At 50.5% G+C, this 21,114-nt stretch carries 20 protein-coding genes; 10 read left to right on the top strand and 10 right to left on the bottom strand.

Annotated features, from left to right (window positions below):
• On the top strand, window positions 1-643 hold a 643-nt coding region (locus JHJ32_RS10960), incomplete at its 5' end, for a hypothetical protein (protein WP_200120984.1).
• A gap of 145 nt (window positions 644-788) precedes the next feature.
• On the opposite strand, the gene JHJ32_RS10955 is transcribed toward JHJ32_RS10960, so the two are convergent.
• Entirely contained in the window at window positions 789-1,436 is a 648-nt protein-coding gene (locus JHJ32_RS10955; protein ID WP_200120983.1) for a tetratricopeptide repeat protein, read from the bottom strand.
• A 418-nt stretch (window positions 1,437-1,854) separates the two neighbouring features.
• Here JHJ32_RS10955 and JHJ32_RS10950 point away from each other — a divergent pair, with 418 nt between their 5' ends.
• A complete protein-coding gene (locus JHJ32_RS10950; RefSeq protein ID WP_200120982.1) occupies window positions 1,855-3,216 on the top strand; it encodes a Gfo/Idh/MocA family protein in 1,362 nt (453 codons plus the stop codon).
• 17 nt (window positions 3,217-3,233) lie between these two features.
• Here the strand turns inward: JHJ32_RS10950 and JHJ32_RS10945 are convergent, their stop codons facing one another.
• Complete coding sequence (locus JHJ32_RS10945) at window positions 3,234-3,794, bottom strand: DUF6266 family protein (protein ID WP_200120981.1); 561 nt, start codon at window positions 3,792-3,794, stop codon at window positions 3,234-3,236.
• A 12-nt stretch (window positions 3,795-3,806) separates the two neighbouring features.
• The gene (locus JHJ32_RS10940; RefSeq protein ID WP_079715984.1) at window positions 3,807-4,451 is read right to left on the bottom strand and encodes a DUF6266 family protein; all 645 of its coding nucleotides are present in this window, start codon (window positions 4,449-4,451) and stop codon (window positions 3,807-3,809) included.
• A gap of 354 nt (window positions 4,452-4,805) precedes the next feature.
• Between JHJ32_RS10940 and JHJ32_RS10935 the strand changes: the two genes are divergently transcribed.
• Window positions 4,806-5,408, top strand: coding sequence for a DedA family protein (locus tag JHJ32_RS10935; RefSeq protein WP_079715983.1), 603 nt, complete (start codon window positions 4,806-4,808; stop codon window positions 5,406-5,408).
• A 14-nt stretch (window positions 5,409-5,422) separates the two neighbouring features.
• On the opposite strand, the gene JHJ32_RS10930 is transcribed toward JHJ32_RS10935, so the two are convergent.
• Entirely contained in the window at window positions 5,423-5,893 is a 471-nt protein-coding gene (locus JHJ32_RS10930; RefSeq protein ID WP_079715982.1) for a hypothetical protein, read from the bottom strand.
• Window positions 5,894-5,974: 81 nt separating this feature from the next.
• Here JHJ32_RS10930 and JHJ32_RS10925 point away from each other — a divergent pair, with 81 nt between their 5' ends.
• Both JHJ32_RS10925 and JHJ32_RS10920 read left to right on the top strand, forming a co-directional pair.
• Window positions 5,975-6,364 carry a hypothetical protein gene (locus JHJ32_RS10925; protein WP_200120980.1) on the top strand — a complete coding sequence of 130 codons (390 nt, stop codon included), beginning with the start codon at window positions 5,975-5,977 and terminating at the stop codon, window positions 6,362-6,364.
• A gap of 165 nt (window positions 6,365-6,529) precedes the next feature.
• Window positions 6,530-6,775 carry a hypothetical protein gene (locus JHJ32_RS10920; protein ID WP_139378557.1) on the top strand — a complete coding sequence of 82 codons (246 nt, stop codon included), beginning with the start codon at window positions 6,530-6,532 and terminating at the stop codon, window positions 6,773-6,775.
• A 145-nt stretch (window positions 6,776-6,920) separates the two neighbouring features.
• Here JHJ32_RS10920 and JHJ32_RS10915 read toward each other — a convergent pair whose 3' ends face one another.
• Window positions 6,921-7,841 carry an NAD(P)/FAD-dependent oxidoreductase gene (locus tag JHJ32_RS10915; RefSeq protein WP_200120979.1) on the bottom strand — a complete coding sequence of 307 codons (921 nt, stop codon included), beginning with the start codon at window positions 7,839-7,841 and terminating at the stop codon, window positions 6,921-6,923.
• Between the two features lie 120 nt (window positions 7,842-7,961).
• Here JHJ32_RS10915 and JHJ32_RS10910 point away from each other — a divergent pair, with 120 nt between their 5' ends.
• The 3 genes from JHJ32_RS10910 to JHJ32_RS10900 all read left to right on the top strand — a co-directional run bounded on the left by JHJ32_RS10910 (window position 7,962) and on the right by JHJ32_RS10900 (window position 11,218).
• Window positions 7,962-10,412, top strand: a complete 2,451-nt coding sequence (locus JHJ32_RS10910; protein ID WP_200120978.1) for a penicillin acylase family protein — start codon at window positions 7,962-7,964, stop codon at window positions 10,410-10,412.
• 8 nt (window positions 10,413-10,420) lie between these two features.
• Complete coding sequence (locus JHJ32_RS10905; RefSeq protein ID WP_079715978.1) at window positions 10,421-10,792, top strand: hypothetical protein; 372 nt, start codon at window positions 10,421-10,423, stop codon at window positions 10,790-10,792.
• Window positions 10,793-10,885: 93 nt separating this feature from the next.
• Window positions 10,886-11,218 (top strand): hypothetical protein, encoded by a 333-nt coding sequence (locus JHJ32_RS10900; protein ID WP_139378556.1) that lies wholly within the window; start codon window positions 10,886-10,888, stop codon window positions 11,216-11,218.
• Window positions 11,219-11,358: 140 nt separating this feature from the next.
• On the opposite strand, the gene rodA is transcribed toward JHJ32_RS10900, so the two are convergent.
• The 5 genes from rodA to JHJ32_RS10875 form a co-directional block, all read right to left on the bottom strand.
• Window positions 11,359-12,630 (bottom strand): rod shape-determining protein RodA, encoded by a 1,272-nt coding sequence (gene rodA / locus JHJ32_RS10895; RefSeq protein WP_200120977.1) that lies wholly within the window; start codon window positions 12,628-12,630, stop codon window positions 11,359-11,361.
• Window positions 12,623-14,578, bottom strand: coding sequence for a penicillin-binding protein 2 (gene mrdA, locus JHJ32_RS10890; RefSeq protein WP_079715975.1), 1,956 nt, complete (start codon window positions 14,576-14,578; stop codon window positions 12,623-12,625). The genes rodA and mrdA overlap by 8 nt, the downstream gene beginning before the upstream one ends.
• 30 nt (window positions 14,579-14,608) lie before the next feature.
• A complete protein-coding gene (locus tag JHJ32_RS10885; RefSeq protein WP_200120976.1) occupies window positions 14,609-15,124 on the bottom strand; it encodes a rod shape-determining protein MreD in 516 nt (171 codons plus the stop codon).
• A complete protein-coding gene (gene mreC / locus JHJ32_RS10880) occupies window positions 15,117-15,950 on the bottom strand; it encodes a rod shape-determining protein MreC (RefSeq protein ID WP_200120975.1) in 834 nt (277 codons plus the stop codon). Before mreC ends, JHJ32_RS10885 begins: the two co-directional genes overlap by 8 nt.
• A 145-nt stretch (window positions 15,951-16,095) precedes the next feature.
• Complete coding sequence (locus tag JHJ32_RS10875; protein ID WP_079715972.1) at window positions 16,096-17,118, bottom strand: rod shape-determining protein; 1,023 nt, start codon at window positions 17,116-17,118, stop codon at window positions 16,096-16,098.
• A 111-nt stretch (window positions 17,119-17,229) separates the two neighbouring features.
• On the opposite strand from JHJ32_RS10875, the gene JHJ32_RS10870 reads away from it, so the two are divergent.
• Both JHJ32_RS10870 and JHJ32_RS10865 read left to right on the top strand, forming a co-directional pair.
• Complete coding sequence (locus JHJ32_RS10870) at window positions 17,230-19,218, top strand: transglutaminase domain-containing protein (RefSeq protein WP_200120974.1); 1,989 nt, start codon at window positions 17,230-17,232, stop codon at window positions 19,216-19,218.
• On the top strand, window positions 19,215-21,113 hold the full coding sequence (locus JHJ32_RS10865; protein ID WP_200120973.1) for a DUF3857 domain-containing protein: 1,899 nt from the start codon (window positions 19,215-19,217) through the stop codon (window positions 21,111-21,113). The genes JHJ32_RS10870 and JHJ32_RS10865 overlap by 4 nt, the downstream gene beginning before the upstream one ends.
• The last annotated feature ends 1 nt before the right edge of the window (window position 21,114 follow it).

The raw sequence follows: 21,114 nt of genomic DNA, 5'->3' as shown, positions 1-21,114 counted from the left end.
CTTTGTAAAATTGGACTTAGGGAAACGAGGTAACTTAACAGCTCTGTTTGACAGTGGATCAGACAAATTTCTTCCACTATCAACAGAAAGTTACGAGAAATTAAATGCAAAGGGAAGCGCGCATTTAGTAAATGAAGGTTACGGTTCCATATCCTCTGGATTGTTTGGTGCAGGCAAAGTGGGTATAGAAAATAGGGTTAAAATTGGTGACCTATTTTTTGGAAACGCTGTAATCAAAGACATCTCCACTACGGTATCCGAACATAAAAACAAAAACTCGGTTGGTATGGGACTTGCAAAGTATGGGGTTATAAGCGTCGACTATTTACATAAGCGGTTCTATTTCGCGCCCCATTCGGACTCCCAAACGCACCAACCATCACCATTCTTCGGATTTAACGCTCAACTTATCGATGGTGTCTATACCGTTTCGGCGGTATATAAAAATACCGAAGCAGAAAAATTAGGTATGCGAAACGGATATCGAATTACACAGATTAATGATTTTGATTTGTCTGATAATCAAATGGACTCGTTGTGTGAATTATTTTTGTCGAACTATCTTGAAAGCGAAACTATGAAAGTCAACTTTGTGGACGATTCCGGCAATAATAAGACCATCGAAATAAAGGCGGAGCTGTAGGAAGCGTAGAATATATGGTTAAAGCAGACTATCCATACTTCAGCATAGTTAAAAGCAACTTTTAATCTGTGTTGATTATAGTCACTCAGCCCGCCTCATATATGTCGCTCTCTCGTAAACCGTTTTATCTTTTACAGCCTCGTCTTTATTGATGTAACCCATGCTGATCCCATCTGACTTGGTAAGGATAACGTTCGTAGATAACGTTATCCTCAGTTATGGTATACCCGTCACTTCTGTCGAATTTGGCTTCTTCAAGTATAGCAGAAGCCTCTTCGGTTTTGCCAAGATGAGCTAATGAAATGGCCTTGTAGTACTTCACATCAGAAAACCGGTGGTAATTGTTTAAGGCGCGATCAAACGCTTCCACAGCGGATTCATATTTTCTTTGTTCATACAGTGAAATACCGTAATAAAAGAGTTCAAGGTGGTGAACCCATTCCTCGCCTCTTTCTTTCTGCATTTGATCTATTTCTTCCTTGAATAGAGCCTCCGCTTTCTGGAACTCATTCAGTTGTAATAGGCTAAGTGCAATGTAAAACCGATATGAGTGATCCATCACATGGCTATTTCCATCGTAGCTCATGCATTCTTCAAAATCAGCAATCGCAGCCCTATAGGTTTTAGCGAAAATACATTTGATGAATGCCCTGTAACTCAGCCAACTGGACCTATCATAATACACCGCTTTGTCCAGATACTGCATTCCCAATTCATACTTGCCCTGCTTAAAGAGTGGCATGGCCTTTTGTTGCCACAAGTAAGCGATTGTCGAATCTTCCTGTAGGCCCATGTCGATGTACTTTTGCCATTCTTTGGAATAATAACTGTATTGTCTTGCACTATCTAGCAAATATTTCTTAATTATACCTTGCTGTTTGTGCAGGTCGATATTCAATGCGACAGAATGATCAGTTGGATTTTGACAACCCACAAGAAAATATATTAAACTTAATAAGTATAATATATTCCTGATTACTACTACAACTTGGCGATAATAAAATACGGATATACACATCTTACTAAAAAGAAATTTAGCTAATATACGATCCATAAAGGAGAACCGAGCGGTATTTTCCGCGGCTGCATAAAAAGTCTCCTATTTTGAGTTGCAATTCCAAACATGGGTATAGCAGAAATCGGCGAAAACATTATTTTAGCCTACGGAAGATATGGGGCTCGGCCCTATCATAGAACGTAACCAATAAATTATGACCAATTTTAAGCTGAACCGTCGAAAATTCATTCAAGGTGCCAACGCTGTTTTAGCATTGGCTGCCCTACAGGCTAAAGGAGGCCCCTTTGCAAATACACCCAACAAACTGCGGGTAGGTTTAATCGGCGCCGGTTGGTATGGGAAAAGCGACCTGTTCAGACTCATTCAGGTAAGTGACGTTGACGTCGTTGCCGTGTGCGATGTAGACCGCAATCACCTGGAGGAGGCAGGCCGGCTCATTAGTGAACGGCAAACCTCCAGGAAGGTTCCGGCAATGTATAGTGATTATAGGAAGATGCTGGCCGATCATCCATTGGATCTGGTGCTCATTGGTACCCCGGATCACTGGCATGCCCGGCAGGCGATTGACGCCATGACGGCCGGAGCGCATCTTTATTTACAAAAGCCGGTTAGCGTCGATGTACTCGAAGGGGAAGCTATACTTGCCGTCGCACGGAAGTACAATAGAAAAGTACAGGTAGGTACACAACGGAGAAGCACGCCACATCTGATTGACGCCAAAGAAAATGTGATCGACAAAGGCTTGCTCGGCAACGTATCACACGTGGAGCTATGCTGCTATTATCATATGCGGAAGGATGGGAACCCCCCATTGGCACCGGTACCCGAATTTCTCGACTATGAAATGTGGACCGGCCCAGCGCCCCTACGTCCATACGATGGATTGCCGCACGGCAGTTGGTGGCGGACTTTTATGGAATACGGGAACGGAATCACCGGCGATATGTGTATCCATATGTTTGACACGGTGCGCTGGTTGCTGCAACTTGACTGGCCGAAGCGGATCAGTGCAACCGGGGGGATTTACGTTCAGAAAGGCGGGAAGTCGACCATTGCCGACACCCAGACGGCGGTTTTTGAATACGACGAGCTCAACTGTATATGGCAGCATCGCACATGGGGCACTCCGGCTGATCCTGAATATCCGTGGGCATTTATTATTTATGGAGATAGAGGTACCCTGAAGGGGAGTGTGATGAAGTACGAGTTTATTCCTGCCGGCCAAGGCGACCGGATTGCCAAAGATGTGGTTTACGAGCGGGACGAATTTCCGGAAGACATAGACGAGCCCCGGATTGAACTGCATACAGCACCGGCCACGCGGCGGCATATGCAGGATCTCCTTTCAGCTATTCAACATGATCGTTTGCCCGTCGCGGATATCGAGGAAGGGCACATATCAACGGCCAGTTGTATATTGGCCAATCTGTCGATGCAATTAAACCGCCCACTGGTCTATGATCCGCAAACGAAAGTATGCCTGGACGACCCCGAGGCCACGGCGTTATTGCGGCGGTCTTACCGGAAGCCCTGGCAACATCCTTATACGACGTAGTTTATACCCCTGTCCCGTCATGGTCCCAACTGCCCGATGTACACACTTTTACTGTATTGTTTTTTGCTTGCGCTGTGTGCGAACAGGTAAACGTGGAAGGGCGCCGACCACAATTGGGGCGGCAAGTCAACCTTGATATACCCCTCATTACGGTTGCAAACGTGTGTGTTGCGAGCCGCGACACCTCGTCCGGGATTGTATACCACCAACACCACCTCGTCGGTGGCCCGGGCTAAGGGGGTGTCTTTGCTGGAAAAATAAACCTCCAGTGTCTGCTCACTGTGTACGGCCTCCCTAACCAACAGCCCGGGAAGTATGCCCATGCTGATATCCACCCGGTCGGGGACTACGTGCTGGTCGGGATAATCGCCCTCCAGTGCATCCTGCATCAATTTTTTGAGCGCCTGGCCGAAAGCTTTCTTTTTGCTGCCCCGGCCTCGGCTCAACCAGCTTTCAGCGATGACCGGGCGTAAGGGGTTGAGGAATGCCATGGCCAAGCGCATCCGCTGTTGAACGGCAAGCTTTCCATAGGATTTATCCGACTTTTTGGGGACGTTGCGATCGTAAAGAAGGTCCATATCGGCTGGTTTTTAAGGTTTGCTTGACGAAAGGGGGATGTACACGGTCGGGGAGGCCCGCTTCTGGCGTTTGTCCACGAAGAACAGCCAGGTGTGCAGCTCCGTACCGTTATTGCCACTGAGATCGACGGTTGCCATACCGTCTTGCCTGATCTGCTCCGCCGTACTCCCAAAAAACCGGTCAGTTTCTGGGCAATACACCAATGCGTAGGCCACATCATCCATTTCACCGCCCATGCCATAGGTTTTTGTATGCCAAGTGACCGTGACCTGGTCATTTTCGCGCCACGCCTTTTCAGCGCCGGCGGTGCACAGTGATCCATGGCTGAACTGCATGGCTTTATAGTTTAACGACGTATGCTCGCCATCCACAAGGAAGGCGTGATCATAATTCAGGCTAAATGCCGCGTTTACTCCCGTAGTCTTCGTTAAGAGCGGTTTCAGGCTGATTTCCAGTATCTGGGAAAGTGGTCTCAGGAAATCGTTAAGTAGCTTAAACCGCTGTTGCTGGATCGCCTGTTCGGGCGAAGGCTTACGCTTGGCGCTTTTCTTCAGTTGCAACCCTTTGATGTAGCTAATCTTTTTCCAACTGCTTCCTATCACACTGCCCGCTTTGCCTTTGAATGGTCCGTTGATGCCTTTTTTGATGATGCCCATAGCTTCAATGTAAAAATGTCGTCCATGCGGGGACAATGAACATGGCTTTTACACGGTAAGTATACGCAATTCTATCTGTTTGGCCAAATAATACGTAGTAAAAGTTAAATAGAAATTGGTTGAATTTTACTTAAAATCATTAGAATAACATAAAAAGAACCTATTTTTATCGTATAAAATACGATGAAAATACGATGACTTTACGATGAAAATACGATAAAATGTAAAATACATATAGGTTTAAAATAGGTAACTATAAAATTTTAAGGTGTAAATTGTGTGGATACATGCGTACGCGTTTAGCGGTAATTTTGTCCGCTGGTTTTGCCGGGATTCTTTATCTTTAACGGCAAGATGTTTGACGTCGAGGCTTTGATTCAATTCGGTGGGTTACTGCTCATTCTCCTGGCAATCTACGGGCAAATTGGGCTTTTTTTCTGTTTTTTCGTACCGAGCGGCGCGTTCGTTTTTATGGCGGGCGTATTGATCGCCAATGGACTGTTTGAGCATAGCCTTTTCACGCTATGCAGTTTAGGTGTTCTCGCTGCGTTATTGGGCAACATGACGGGTTATGTCATCGGTTATAAGGCCGGTCCGCTGGTATACCGCAGGCCGGATTCCAGATTTTTCAAAAGGCAGCACTTATCGGCGGCCGAAAAGTTTTATAAAAAATACGGCGCGTTCGCTTTGTCCATCGGCATATTCTTTCCGTTGATCCGGACCTTCGGACCAATCGTTGCCGGCATCGTCAGGCTCAAGTTCAGTCGCGTCATCGCCTTCGCCTTGATGGGATCGGTGGGATGGATTCTCGCTTTCGCGTTTGCCGGTTATCTCATCGGAAGCATGCCGTTTTTGCGGCCCTACCTTCACTATCTGGTCGTCGCCATCATTGTTGTCGTTACGGTGCCGGTGGTCATCAAAATCGTCGGGAAATACCGGTCAACGTATACAAAGTAAAAAAATACCCCATATCAGCAGACATGGGTTACCCGGTACGCTGTGCCGTTGAACGTAATCGCCTCGCCCGCGTTTAAGCCGATAAGCCGTTGCCCCAGGGGAGATGCCGAAGAAATTACCCGATATGTCGTTCCGTCAATTTGTAGCTGACCTACACTTACGGCGATAAAAAACATGCCGTGATTTGTTTCCACCACGCTGCCGAGTTTAACAGGTTCGGTATGTATGCGAACGTCCAGATCCGCCAGCACCTTGGCCATGCGTTGTGCATCCGTCAAGAGCTGTTGATGCCGGTTAAGTTCTTGCTGCATCATTTCCCGTGTTGTTTCAAATTTGTCGCCTGCACTGCTTTTGGTGTCATCCGCGGCCGCGTCGCTCGCAGAAGCGATGGCTTGCAAAGCATTCGCCGTTCGTTGATCAACGTACGCCTTGCACGCGTCAAGTAAAGCAATCTTGGTGGCTTGGGATACCGTGTTTGCGCTCATCGTATGCAAAGGTAAGTAAACAAACGGACGTCTGTATGGCTGGCTCCAAGCAATTTCTTATCTTTGCCATTTGAAATGGGTATGCCAAGAAGGTTAAAGGTAGGATTGATGTTGCTGGCCACGGTGCTCATCATTGGGCACGATGCTTTTCCGCATGTTCATCCCCATGATCATGCCTGGCACCACCCGCATGATCACTCCGTTTGCGAAAGTGCTGAAGAAGGCATACTGGACAGGTTGTTGACGACTCATTCCCTTAATGACCATTCCCATGCATATGCGCCTACCTTCACATCGCAGTACGCCAAGCAGCAAACAGTTGCCGCTTCGCCGAAAACCGATAGGATAGCCATCGGTTATCCGCCCGCAGCTGTTTTCCGTTGTCAATATTTTTCATTGCCCAAACCTCATGTAGAAAAAGTCTATCTACATTCAAACGGACTCCGTGCCCCCCCTGTAGTTTCTTGTTGATAGTTGTTAGGTGATTTTGCGTGTGCCGGATGTAGTTTACATCTACGGCAAGGGCTGAAGCTCGGTTAAGACCAACCACGAAGTTGGCCAAACCGGGGCTAGCTATTGCCCGGTATATTGTCGGATTATCACTTCCTTCGGGGGGTGAAGAAATAAGTCAATAAGATGAAAAAGTTGTTAGGTAAAATCAACGAGTTGATATTTGTTATATATAGGAGAGAGGGAGGCGGCTTCACGGCGATAGAAGGAAATTTCGGACTTGTAGCCATGGGCGACGATGAGCTGTCACTAAAGTCTGCCGTACGCTGCCAAGTCATCGAATTTTTTAAAGGGGATTTTAGCGGTACCGTGCGATTGCGCTCATTTACGGATACCGTGCTTACCATCCAGCCGGATGAGTCTCAGCCATAATACGATTTCATCAAGCAGGGCATTCGCAATATCCACGGCCTTGTTGCGAACTGCAACGGGCAGGTTCTTCATCGAAACGGGGTAATTTGTTTTTGTCCAAGGCATGGTACAATCTCTTCATTGCGCAGCCTAAATGGGCGGCAAACTACCCGTCTTCCATGAGGGCCTTGAGGTAATTTTTGTGCAGGTCCTGATGGATGAAGATGCCCGCCTGGGTGCCGGACGCAATGGCCGTGGAAATGGTGCGGAATGCGGTACAGCAGTCGCCGGCGGCGTAGATGCCCGGCACGGTGGTACGGTGGAAGTCATCTACCCTAATTAATCCGTTTTCGATGAGCTCGCAACCGCTCTGCTCGGCCAGGGGGGAATGCTGCTTGGCTAGCGGGTTGACAAAGAGATCGCGTACGTTGAATGGCTCATGGCCGTCAAACAATACGGCGAGAAGCCGGCCATCATGGTGGCGGAGCCCGGATACGGGCGCGGTGATAACGGATAGCTGTTGTTTGTCTAGCAACTGCTGCTGATCGGTAGATAGCGGGCGACCGTTGGTGAGCAGCGTGACACCTTTGTTCCAGGTCTTCAGGAGGCCTGCAAGAGCAACATCGTCATCGCTGTTTCCAAACATGGCTACGTGGCTGGCTTGCTGCTCATAGGCGTGGCAATAGGGGCAGTGGATGATGGATTTGCCCCAGCAGGCAGCAAATCCGGGGATATCGGGAATGATATCGGCCATGCCCGTACAGAGGAGGACGGTTTGGGAACGGTAGGCCTGTCCGCCGGTTGTTTTTACCAAGAAGGGCGAGCCGACAGCTATTTCGGCAACAGTACCTGGGCTGAAGTGTGCCGATGGGTATTTCCTGACATCGGCAATGGCTTTTGCCTTGATTTCATGTGGACTTAAACCGTCATTGGTGAGCAGGTTGTACGCCTTTTCACTGGTTTTGTTGCAGGGGGCGTCATCGTCGACAATCAACAGGCGGCGGCCGGAACGCGCAAGCGTCAGCGCGGCGGAAAGGCCCGAAAAGCTTCCGCCGACAACAAGGACATCAAATAGTGGACTTTCCATACGCTTTTACTAACATAGTCGGCACAAGGTTGTTTTTTTAAGCGCTGGATTTGCGTGTTTCGCGCGCTTTGATTATGTTTGGGTGACAATACGTGCCTTTGAAATGATACCTAAATGATAATGAGATTCATCAAGCATTTTTGGCCGCTATTTGCCGCGCTCGCGCTGCTTTATGTGTTTAACCGTTCGTGGGGCATGGTGCCGCCATTGGGTAAGGTCTTCAGCCCGTTTGAAGGCTTTTTACAGCATGCGGTGGCTGGACACAGCCGGCAGGATGAAGAAATCTTGCTGAAAGGGATTGCGGAAGAAGTAACGGTATATTACGATGACAATGCCGTACCGCATATTTTTGCACAAAATGATGCGGACCTGTATTTCGCTCAGGGGTATGTCATCGCCCGGGATCGCCTCTGGCAGATGGAATTTTATACACTGGTTGCCTCAGGAAGGCTCTCGGAGGTGGTGGGCGGGGCCGCCTTGGCTTATGACCGGTTTAACCGCCGTATCGGCATGGCGCGATCGGCTGCAACCATCGCCGAGAAATTGAAGGCCGATACGTTGGCAAACCGGATGCTGGAAGCTTATGCGGCGGGCGTAAATGCATATATCGAACAGCTGACTTACCGTGACCTGCCCGTGGAATACAAACTGTTGAACTACAGTCCTGAGCGGTGGACGCCATATAAGTCTATCTTGATGCTGATGAATATGCGGAATACGTTGAACGGGGGTAGCTATGACTACGGGTTGACCAAGGTGTTGGCAAGATATGGCGCTGATGTGGTGGCCAACCTTTTTCCGGACTATCCCGCATTGGAATCACCCGCGATACCGGAAGGAACGGAATGGGAATTTTCGCCCGTACCAAGACCCGTCGTGCCGGAGCGGGTGACGGCGTTGCCGGACAGTGACTTATTGAGTTTCTACATGCCTGCACCGCGCCCTGAGATAGGGAGCAATAACTGGGCCGTGAGTGGCACCAAGTCGGCTACGGGGCTGCCCATCCTGGCGAATGACCCGCACTTGCAGCTAACCTTGCCGTCTATCTGGTACCAGATGCAGCTCGCCGCGCCAGGCGTGAATGTCTATGGTGTGGCATTGCCGGGTACGCCGAATATCATCATCGGCTTTAATAAGGATATTGCTTGGGGAGTCACTAACCTGGGGCCGGATGTGATGGATTTCTACCGCATTCAGTTCAGGGACTCGACCTTTCGCGAGTACCGGCATGATGGTCAATGGAAGCCGGCAACGAGGCACATCGAAACCTTCAGCCTGAAGGGTGGCTGGACGGTGTACGACACGCTATACTACACGCATCATGGGCCGGTTGTGTACCATAAGGCCGACCCGACCAATACTGATCGGGTACCGCCCGGCTACGCAATGCGCTGGGTAACGAACGAGACGGATGATTCGGATATGCTTGCTTTTTATTACCTCAACCGTGGCACGGACTACGACGACTACCGTGAAGCGCTTGGCTATTTTACGGCACCGGCCCAGAATTTCGTCTTTTCCAGCAATGGCGGTGATATCGCCCTCGCGGCTGCCGGCAAACTGCCCTTGAAATGGAAGGGGCAGGGCAAGTATCTGCTGGATGGCACCCTCGCATCGCACGACTGGCAGGGGTGGATACCAAAGGAGCAGAATCCCGCGGTACGGAATCCATCGCGGGGCTTCGTCAGCTCGGCAAACCAATCGCCCACTGATACGACCTATCCGTACTACCTCGATTGGCGGTTTGCACATCCGGCCAGGGCTATCCGCATCAATGAACGCTTGGAAGCGATGACAGACGCAACAGCTGATAGCCTGCGTGCGTTGCAGAATGATAATTACAATGTGGATGCAAGACGGGTGCTCCCGCGGTTGATGAAGGCATTGGCGGCAGCGGATTCCATCCGCAGATCAGCCGAATTTGATGCCGTGGAGCGCTGGAACCGCCGGAATGACGCGGACGCCGTAGGGGCGGCTATTTTTGAAAGTTGGCTGGACAACCTGATGGCGGCGATCTGGGAGGATGAGTTTCCGCGGGATGACGATTTCTTATTCCCCAGCCTCGACCGTACGTTTGAGCTCATCAACAACGAACCGGATGCGCCGTGGTTCGACAATGTGAATACACCGGATACGGTGGAAACGCTGGATGACATCATACGGGAGAGCTTCAACATCACCGTGAAGCATATGCGTGAACGCCTTGGCGATATTTCGGCGCGCACATGGGCGCTGGGCAAGGTGAAAGGGACGCGCATCATGCACCTGGTGCCTAACTTCAGGTCATTCGGCCGTATCGGCGTCAACAATGGCGGGGGCAGCAGTGTGGTCAATGCCACATCGCGTACAAACGGTCCGTCATGGCGGATGGTGGTGCAACTGGATAAGGAATGGCCGGTGGCATACGGGCTGTATCCGGGTGGCCAGTCGGGCAACCCCGGAAGCCGGTACTACGACAACATGATCGATCGCTGGGCACAGGGCGAGCTGGACACACTATTGTTTATGAAGCGTGCGGATGAGCCGTCGGACAGGCTGCAACGCCGCATGGCATTGAAACCAACAAAATGAGAAGGGGTATGTTATTCGTACTAATCGTGGTCATAGCGGGGCTGTTGGCTGTTGTCGGTCCATGGTGGACCATCGCCCCGGTTTGTTTTGCGGTGTGCTGGTGGAAGTCGACGAGCGCATCGCAGGCGTTTTGGACGCCGGCGATGGCCGGCATAACGTTGTGGATGGGGTACGCACTCTATCTTCACTTCAATTCCGGGGTTGACCTGGCAACCAAGGTGGCCGGTATATTCACGGCGGGTGTGCCGGCATTGGCTGCTGTGCCAGGTATTGTGCTGGTACTGATTATCGCGGTGCTGGTGGTGGGCCCTGTAAGTGGCTTCGCAGGGCTGGCGGGGCTGGCCGTGCGCCGGTTTCTCAATGCGCCCGCTTCCCCCTGACGAAGGGAGGTTCCGCCGCTGAGACCGTGATCGTGTTTATCCGGTAAACATAACGCAGGGAAGCTTGTTCTAACCTAATAAACAACGACACAGATGAGCACATCCAGATCCATGACTCCAATAGCTGCCGTAATGGAGCGCCTTAAGGAAAAGGGCTACGGCCGCGAACTTACCATTACAAAAGACGGGGCTTGTTTTGAGGGCAGGCCCAACGTGTATGCTCCATCCCAACTGACCATCATCAAGGTGTATCGCTTTGAAGGGGAATCCGATCCGGCGGACATGGCTGTCATTTATGCCGTGAGGGCCGATGACGGACAGGTAGGGTACCTGCTGAACGCTTACGGGACCTACTCGGACCAGGACAATCCGTACTATGATGACTTTATTCGCAACGTTCCGGTAAAAGAGCAGGAAGATTTATAAGCGAGGCCAATTATTAATAAAAAAATTACAAATATTTTAGGATATTGTTTTAATTCTATTAAATTTGTCGTCATTCATGTGTGCAGCCATTTGCGTAGTGCCCTGCTTCCCATGCGGGGCCTCGCATTTGGTCAACCTTTTTAAACGATTCCTTTCTTGTTTGCGTCAAATTTGAGCATAATAAAAAGCAAGATCGTAAAACTCCAAAGCGAAGAGCCGCCATAGCTGATAAAGGGCAGGGGGATGCCGATGATGGGCACGATACCGATGGTCATGCCGATATTAATGGCAAAATGGAAAAACAGGATGGACGCAACACCGTAGGCGTAGATGCGGGCGAATGCGGTACGCTGGCGCTCGGCAATGTTGACGATGCGCAACAGTAACGTCAGGTATAGACTGATGACAACCATGGAACCCACAAACCCCCATTCCTCGCCAATCGTGCAAAAAATAAAATCCGTGCTCTGCTCGGGCACAAAATTATATTTGGTCTGCGTACCCTGAAGGTATCCTTTGCCCCAAAATTGTCCGGATCCGATGGCGATCATCGACTGATTGAGGTTGTAACCCTGGCCGCGGGGGTCATCTATCTTGCCGAGGATGACATCGATGCGGTTGCGCTGGTGAGATTGCAGGACGTTTTCGTAAACAAAGTCTACGCAAAACACATATGCGGTGGATATGACGAAAAAGATGATGAGGCTCGTGATGGCTTTCCGCCTTTTCCGGAAATAATAGATCCCCAGCGCGCAGACAACGGCTATTACCGAAATAATCACCCATTGATTAAAAGCGAGCGTGAGGACAAACAACATGATACAGAGTGCGCCGAAAAGCATCCACGGCCCGGATATATAGCCTTCCCGGTAGAAAACGAACACCAGTGCAAAAAACGCTAACGCTGATCCGGTGTCAGGCTGGAGTAATACCAGCATAACGGGCAGCAATACAATCGATGCGCCGGTAAGTAGGGTGCCGAGGTTGGGGTTTTTCGTGCTTTGGGTGCTGAGGTACCTGCCCAGTAGCAAACAAGTGGCCAACTTGGCGAACTCCGACGGCTGCAGCCGGAAACTGCCGATGGGAATCCACGCTTGATTGCCGCCTACATTGCGCCCGATGATGAGTACGGCAATAAGCAGCAGGATGGTAATGACGTAGAGGATAGGCGAAACGGAACTGTAAAATTTGGCATCGACAATGAGTATCGTAACGGCTAAAACCATGGCCGAAAAGATGTAGATGGACTGTTTGCCATAGTTGGTATTCATGTTGAATAACTCTGGGTTATCCGGATCAAAAACGGCGGCATGGATATTAAACCAGCCAATGATACACAGCAGCAGCCACAGTATGATCGTAAACCAATCTACTTCGCCGCCGAATAGCTTATGCCGATGGGGGTTAGTCATATCTTCTTGCTAAAGCGCTGTGGTGGACAAATAAAACTTCTTCTTCTTCTTCTTCTGGTGATTTGCTTGGCTGGGAAGGCTTAGCGGGCGGCGATTTGACCACTTCCTGAGGTTTTGCCGTCTTGGGCTTAGGCAGCAGATCGGCTTTATATATCCGGTCTTGGATATATTGTGGAAGGGTAATGGTGTCTTTCAGGTACTTCTCAATCAGCATGCTGGCGATAGGGCCTGCCCATGTACCGCCGAAGCCGGCATTTTCAACGACCACGGCAATGGCGATTTTGGGGTTTTCCCGGGGGGCGAAGGCGAAAAATACAGCGTGGTCCTGCCCATGCGGATTTTGCGCCGTACCGGTCTTTCCGCACATCTCGATATCGGCAATCCGGACCGAATATCCGGTGCCACCCGGCAGATTGACCACCCGGCTCATGCCTTCAATGACCGGCTCATAATATTTCGCGTCGACTCCCGCGGATATTTTTTCGGTAAACTCGGGCTTGACAATTTTTTTGTCACCGATGGCTTTAATCAGGTGTGGCCGGTAGTAAAACCCCCTGTTTGCTACGATCGCCATGACATTGGCCATCTGCAAGGGGGTGATGCCCATTTCGCCCTGGCCGATAGATAGCGAGATGTTGTAGCTGGAACCCCATTTTGCATTGCCATACCGCTTGGTGTAAAAATCGGCGCTGGGTAACAAACCGGCTTTTTCGCCGGGTAGGTCGATGCCCAATGGTTGCCCGATGCCAAATTTCATGACGGCGTCGCGCCAAAGGCCGTATGCTTGCGCCGATGGCATACCTCGCTGATCGATCATTCGCGCGTAGGTGTAACCGTAGTAGGTATTGCAGGAATGCTGGATGGATCTGATGAGCTGCGTAGGGCCGTCGACGTGCATGCAGCGCATGACGCGCCCACTCCCATAGCGGTACCCGCCCGGGCAGTTGAATATGGTGTGCTCGTCAATCATGCCCGCTTGCTGGGCGGTAAGTGCACTCACCACCTTAAATACCGATCCCGGCGGATATTGCGCCTGCATGGGCCGTATAAACATGGGTTTGTACGGATCATGCAGCAGTTTTGCATAGTTGTTGCCGCGCTCCCGGCCCACCATCATGTTGGGGTCGTAGCTGGGGCTGCTCACAAACGTGAGTATCTCGCCGGTGGCTGGCTCGATGGCCACAACGCTGCCAATCTTGTTGCGCATCAGCTTTTCGGCAAGGATTTGCAGATCTTTATCCAGGGAAGAAATCAGCCCGTCGCCGGCTACGGCCAACGTATCATACCGGCCTTCGGCAAAGGATCCCTGGGGCCTGTTGAAGGCATCGACCATCACATTCTTGACACCCCGCTGGCCACGTAGCAACTCTTCGTAAGCGCTCTCGACACCGCTGGCCCCAATATAGTCGCCGGGCCGGTAGAAGCCGTTTGACCGCTCGATGTCGCGTTCATTGACCTCCTGGATGTAGCCCAGAAATTGGGCTGCGATACTGTCGGGATAGCTGCGCACCGTACGGTTTTGAATGTAAAAGCCTCTGAATTTGTACAGGTGCTCCTGTAGCTTGGCATAGGCGGTGGCCGGAAGTTGTTTTTCAAACTGCGAAGCTTTGTAAGGCGAATAGGCTCTTGCGGTGGCCATCCGCCGTTCAAAGCCTTCTTTATCGATACCCACCAGCTCGCACAGCAGTGCGGTGTCCAGTTCTTTGACTTCCCGTGGTGTCACCAGCAGGTCATAAACGGGTTCGTTCTGGACCAACACCTGGCCGTTGCGATCGAGAATAACGCCCCGTGCCGGGTAAATGACCATCTTGCGCAACACGTTGTTGTTGGCAGAAAGCAGATACGACTTGTCGATCAATTGAAGATAAGACAGGCGGGCGGCTATAATGGCCGCTACAGCAATGAAAATGCCCTGAATGATGTATTTTCTTTCAAAAAGACCGTTCATTTTACGTATGATAGAAGCGTATAGGCAGCCCTAACGCTGCTTTTTTCGGTAAAACAGTAGACTGAACAACAAAATGATAATGACGGTAAAGATACAACTTAATAAGATACGGATAAGTGTGTAATGGAATTGATGGAAAGTGAAGGCTTCCAGCGAAAACAATATCACGTGATGGAATAGGGTGAGTACCAATACGTATAGGAAATACCATTGGAACGGTACGGTGCCCCACAGCGGAGTCATGTAATTTTCGTAATGGTCGGTCTGGATAGTGATACGGACAAAAACGATGCGGCTCCAGGCAAGCGCTACGCAAGCAGCAGCATGGACACCCAAGGTATCATAAAACGCATCCACGGTGACCCCGGTCATGAATGCCAGGCAGTATAAGACAAAATTGGGGATTCCCACGGGAAGCAACAGCAGGAATAGGACATAGGGAAATGGGGTAGCCAGGTTGTAATAGCCGATATTTTTGAACAGGAATACCTGCATGATCAGCAGTGCACCAAAACGAATGATATTGTATAAAAGAACTTTAGCCATTGTCGTCGTTTTGGGATTCTAACGTTGCTTTTTCCTTGGCCAACACGTCTTTCACGACATATACCTGCTGCAGGTTGTGGAATTGCGTGCTTAGTTCGATTTTGATGTCAAGGAAACTGTCTCCGCCGGTAATTCCCGATTCGATGACTTTGCCGGCCAAGATGCCGGGGGGGAAGAGTGAGAACCCCGAGGTGTAGACCAGTTCGCCGTTGCGTACCTTGACGTGATTGGGAATATCCTTGAGCGTGCCGAAGCGGGCGTCGTAACTGTCTCCCCATACCAGCGATCCGAACGCTTGACTGTCTTCTAACGCTGCACTGATGCGGGTTTCGCTGTGCAGGAGCGACTGCACGGTAGCAAAGTGTTCGGATACATGGAGGACGATGCCGACAATGCCGCTGCTGGAAATAACGCCCATTCCTTTTTCAATGCCATGCCTCCGTCCCTTATCCAGCGTAATGTAATTGTTTTGCTGATGAATGCTGTTATTGGTCACCTTGGCAACGATGTACTGGTATTGCACGTCCCGTACCGTATCGTTGACTACGCCCTGCACCACGGTGTCAGGCATCGTGTAGTGCTGCAATTGCTCCCTTAGTGCTGCGTTTTCTTCGGCTAATAACGCATTTTCCTCACTTAAATGAAGGTAGCTTTTCCAGGCATTGATTTTTTCGTAAGCCGCGCCCACAAGGTGGTTTGATGAATTGACAACTGAGGCACGCTGAAAGGTGTTGTTTTGCACGGCCAAATAAAAGGCCAATCCAAAAAATATAATGAATAAAAAAAATGCATTATACTTGGTAAGAATTAGCCAAAGGTTCTTCATGCCTCGTGTTGCTTTACGCGATAAGCTTTGGGCGTTACGCTTGCTGCTTATGCTACTTATAGCCTATAACTTCCTGCTTATAGCTTATGGTTATCGTTTGTTTGCGGCTTATCGTTTATGGCGCACAGCACTGAATTAAAGCTGACTACTGCATCAAAAACTTGAACGTGCCAATGTTTTTCAGCGCGATACCTGTACCACGTACCACGGCGCGTAACGGATCTTCCGCCACGTGCACCGGTAGCTTGGTCTTGGCTTGGATACGTTTATCCAAACCGCGCAATAATGCGCCGCCGCCTGTCAAGTATATGCCTGTTTGGTAGATGTCTGCCGATAATTCCGGCGGCGTGATTTCCAGCGCCTTTAAAATCGCCTCCTCGATTTTGGAAATGGACTTATCCAAACAATGGGCAATTTCAGTATACGATACGGTGATCTGTTTGGGTACGCCGGTCATCAAATCCCGCCCTTGCACGGCAAAGTCATCCGGTGGATCTTGCAGCTCCGGCAAGGCTGAGCCGACTTCGATTTTTATTTTTTCTGCCGTGCGATCGCCTATCATGATGTTGTGCTGCCGGCGGATGTACTGCACGATGTCGGAATCAAAGTTATCACCCGCTACCCGGATGGACTGGTCGCATACGATGCCGGATAGGGCAATAACCGCAATCTCTGTGGTGCCGCCGCCGATGTCAATGACCATGTTGCCCATGGGTTCCTCCACGTCGATGCCAATTCCCACCGCGGCAGCCATCGGCTCATGTACCAGGTAGACTTCCTTGGCACCGGCTATCTCCGCGGAATCACGCACCGCGCGTTTTTCCACTTCGGTAATGCCCGACGGGATGCAGATGACCATACGGAGCGAAGGGAAAAACCAACCTTTGCCATTGTTGACCATTTTAATCATCCCGCGAATCATGTGTTCGGCGGCATTGAAGTCGGCAATGACGCCGTCTTTTAAAGGCCGCACAGTGCGGATATTGTCATGTGTCTTGCCTTCCATCTGCATGGCCTGCCGGCCGATGGCGATGACTTTATTGGTAGTCCGATCAAAGGCAACAATTGAGGGCTCATCTACAACTACCTTGTCATTATGGATAATGAGTGTATTGGCAGTACCTAAATCTATAGCAACTTCTTGTGTAAACCAGTTAAACAACCCCATTCGGTGAATTTTATGAGAATTTTAAATAATGTGCAAACCTACCAAAAAAACTGATAACTTTAGCCAGCAATAAGTGATTTATATTGCAGCCTTAACTAATTTATTTCAGGGATGATAAAAACCTATTTGACCTTAGCCTGTTTTATCCTTCTGCCGCCTTGCGTGCTCGCCCAGGACTTTGCTTTTGGCTCCCTTACCCCTGAAGATATCCGGCTCGCGAAAAACGACCTGGATAGCTTCTCCAATGCGGCAGTGCTGAACGAATTCGGTAAAGCCTTCATGGTGTATAACGATACCAAAGGTATCACCGAACTGTTCGTGGATTATCACGTACGCATTAAGGTCTTTAATAGAGACGGCTATGCGCATGCAAATATTGTGTTGCCAACGTATAAAGATGACAGTGGCGACCGGGCGGACGTAATCACCGACCTTAAAGCAACCACCATCAATGTCGTGGACGGACGTATCGTGTCCGTACCGTTGGATCAGCGGCAGGTCTTTAAGGAGGAAGTCAGCAAATACTTGACGCACACCAAATTTACGTTTCCGGATTTACGGGATGGAAGCATCGTCGAATACAGTTACCGGTTGATTTCTCCGCATATTTTTAATTTTAAAACATGGTATTTTCAGGAGGATATTCCGAAAATCAACAGCACATTTGAAGCGACTATTCCCGGTATGTACACGTACAATGTCGTTTTACGGGGGCCTTATCCGCTGACTACGCAGGATGCTAAACTCGACAGGGGCGGTTTCCGGATTGCAGGCCGGGATGTGGATTGCTCGCGCATGATCTATGGCATGCGCAACATCCCTGCTTTTGTATCGGAAGATTACATGACGGCTGCAAGTAATTTCAAGTCAGCTATTTATTTTGAATTGTCGGATATTTATCGACTCAACGGATCGAATATTAAGATCACCAAAGACTGGCGGGATGTCGATCGCGAGTTGGTGACCCATCATGACTTCGGTGGCCAAATGAAGCGCGACAATGTGTTTAAACCGATGCTGGCTGATATACTGGAAGGTGCGGCAGATGATCTGGCCAAAGCGAAAGCCGTATACCGCTACGTGCAGCGCCATATCAAGTGGAACCGTTACCTGGGGAAATACAGTGAAAATAACATCAAGCAAGCGCTGGAACGTCGCTCAGGCAACATAGGCGATATCAACCTCGCCTTGATCGCCGGACTGAGCGCGGCAGGCTTGGATGCTGAAGCTGTGATACTTTCGACGCGCGACAACGGCGTGGTCAACGATGTGCATCCCGTATTGAGTGACTTCAATTACGTGGTGGCCAAGGTGAATGTTGATGACAGGTATTACTTGCTGGATGCATCCGACCCGCTGCTGCCTTTTGGGTTGCTACCCTTACGGTGCATCAATGGAAAGGCCCGCGTCATCAACCTCAAAAAGCCTTCCTACTGGATAACGCCGACATCGTCCCAAAAATCGACGATGCAATATGCATTCCACGCAACCTTGGATACCGATGGCATGCTAAAAGGTAAGCTGGTGACGCACAGCAGTGGCTATGCCGCGCATCGCAAGCGGCAGGCGCTCGCCAATTACAACACCATGGACGAATATATCGAACATGTCGACGAAACAAATGCCGGCTTCAGCATCATCGCCGGTGAAATCCAGGGACTGGAAGATACGGAAAAGCCCTTGGTAGAAAGCTATGACGTGGAAGTGAAATTGCAGGACGGTACATTGGCGCAGGAAGTGGTTTTCAACCCCTTCTTCATCAACCGGATTGGTAAAAACCCGTTCAACCTGGATGAACGGACCTATCCGGTTGACTTAGGAGCGGCGCGGGAGGAACGGGTGATCATCACCATCAAACTACCTGGAAATTATGAGATCTCGGCAAAACCCGACGATTATAGCCTCGGGCTTGCCGATCAGGGGGGTAGGTACATGACACAGACGCAACAGCTCGGCGATACGTTTTCGTTTTCACAGCTATTGGCGCTCAATGCCGCCATTTATCCGCCGGAAAGTTATTTTGCGCTGAAGGAGTTCTTTAGTCGCATCATTCAGCAGGAAAAGATCGATGTCGTGCTGCGTAAAGTGGAGGAAAGATGAGAACAGCGGTGATGTTAGTGGCTTTACTAATGGCCATGAAGGATGGTCGCGCGCAGCAGGCATATGCGGTCGCTGACATTCCGGCTGCGCTGAAAAGCAGGGCCGATGCGGTAGTGCGGCAAGAGTCCATCGTGGTTGACATGCAGGCTCCCACGAAGGTGCGCTATCTGGTGATGCAGGCGGTAACGGTATTCAACCGTGCGGGTGAGGATAGGGCCAGGTTGGTCATCTATTACGACAAAAACGTGGCCATCAGGCGTGTGTCCGGCAGGGTATTCAGCGGGGATGGCTTACAGGTAGGTAAATTTACGCAGCGTGATCTGAAGGATGAAAGTGCGGTAAGCAGTTTTTCGCTGTACGAGGATAATCGGGTGAAGCATTTTCTGCCGGCAATGACTTCCTATCCGTACACCGTCGAATATACCTATGAACTGGAGCTTAAGCAAAACCTGATCATCCCGGCCTGGCGGCCTGATGCGTACCGGGACGTCGCCGTTGAGCACAGCCGGTATACGTTTGTGTGCGGGCCGTCGGATGAGGTGCGCATCAGCGCGGCGAACTACCGGGGCGAACCGGCGTTGAGCAGCGCTGAGGGGCGGAAGGCCATGACATGGGAGGTGGCCGATATCCCGGCGCAGCGATACGAACCTTATAGCCCGGTCCCTGAAACCTACCAGACGGTGGTGAAGATTGCTCCGGTCGACTTCAGCTACTACAAACGTAACGGACGCTATACCAATTGGCACGATTTGGGCCGCTGGGTTTATGACGCGTTGTTGGCCGATGGCCTGGCGCTTCCTGAACGCACGGTACAGGAGGTGAAACAGTTGGTCGGTGGCTTGACATCCGACCGGGAGAAGGCGAAGGTACTGTATGATTACCTGCAACGCAAAACACGGTATGTAAGCGTGCAAATCGGCATCGGCGGTTTTAAGCCCATGTCGGCCAGCGAGGTAGATAGGCTTGGGTACGGCGATTGCAAGGGCCTGGTGAATTACATGCAGGCATTATTGAACGTGGCGGGCATCCCGTCTTACTATTGCGTGGTGCAGGCGGGCGATGCCAAACGTGATCTTCAGGCGGACTTTGCGGGTATGCAAGGAAACCATGTCATTTTATGCCTGCCTTTTGAACAGGATACGACCTGGCTGGAATGCACCAGCCAACGCGCCCCTTTTGGTTTCCTGGGTTCTTTTACCGATGACCGCGTGGTGTGGGCTTGTACGCCTGAAGGCGGGCGTTTGTTGCGTACACCGCGCTACGGCGCGGCCATGAGTACCCAGCAGCGGCAGGCCAAACTGGAATTGGATGCGCAGGGGAATATTGCGGGCAAGGTCGAAACGGTTTTTGCCGGGGGGCAGTATGACAACCACCTCGAGCTGGCTGAAAGTACCGGGACGGAGCAAACGAAGTTGCTGAAGCAGGCTTATGACATCGACCAAATCAGGTTCAGCCAGATCGCCTATCAGAAAGGGGATGGGGAGACACCTGCTCTGGTGGAAACTTTTCGTGTGGCACTGGATCGCTATGCGCCTGAAAATGGCGGGCAGGTCTTTCTGATTACCAACATGTTTAACCGGGGCAGGACCATTCCGGCCGTCAAGAATCGGGCGCTGCCGGTTTATATCAACCGTGGATATACCGATGAAGATCAGATTACGTTCACCCTGCCTGCCGGCTACCGGTTGGCGGCTACGCCACTCGATGAAGAAATTGACAGCCCGTTCGGATACTATCACGCCACCGTCAGGCAAGAAGGAGACACGATTGTTTATTACCGGAGGTTTACCCTTAATGAGGGGACTTTTCCGCCCGATCGATATGCAGCGTTCTGTGCATTTATCAACCGCGTGAGTGCGCTTGACAGCTACAAGGCGGTGCTGACCACGCGCTGAT

Origin of the sequence: Parapedobacter sp. ISTM3, from assembly GCF_016533505.1 — a bacterium.
GTDB lineage: Bacteria > Bacteroidota > Bacteroidia > Sphingobacteriales > Sphingobacteriaceae > Parapedobacter > Parapedobacter luteus.
This window is presented reverse-complemented; position numbering and strand designations above follow the sequence as displayed.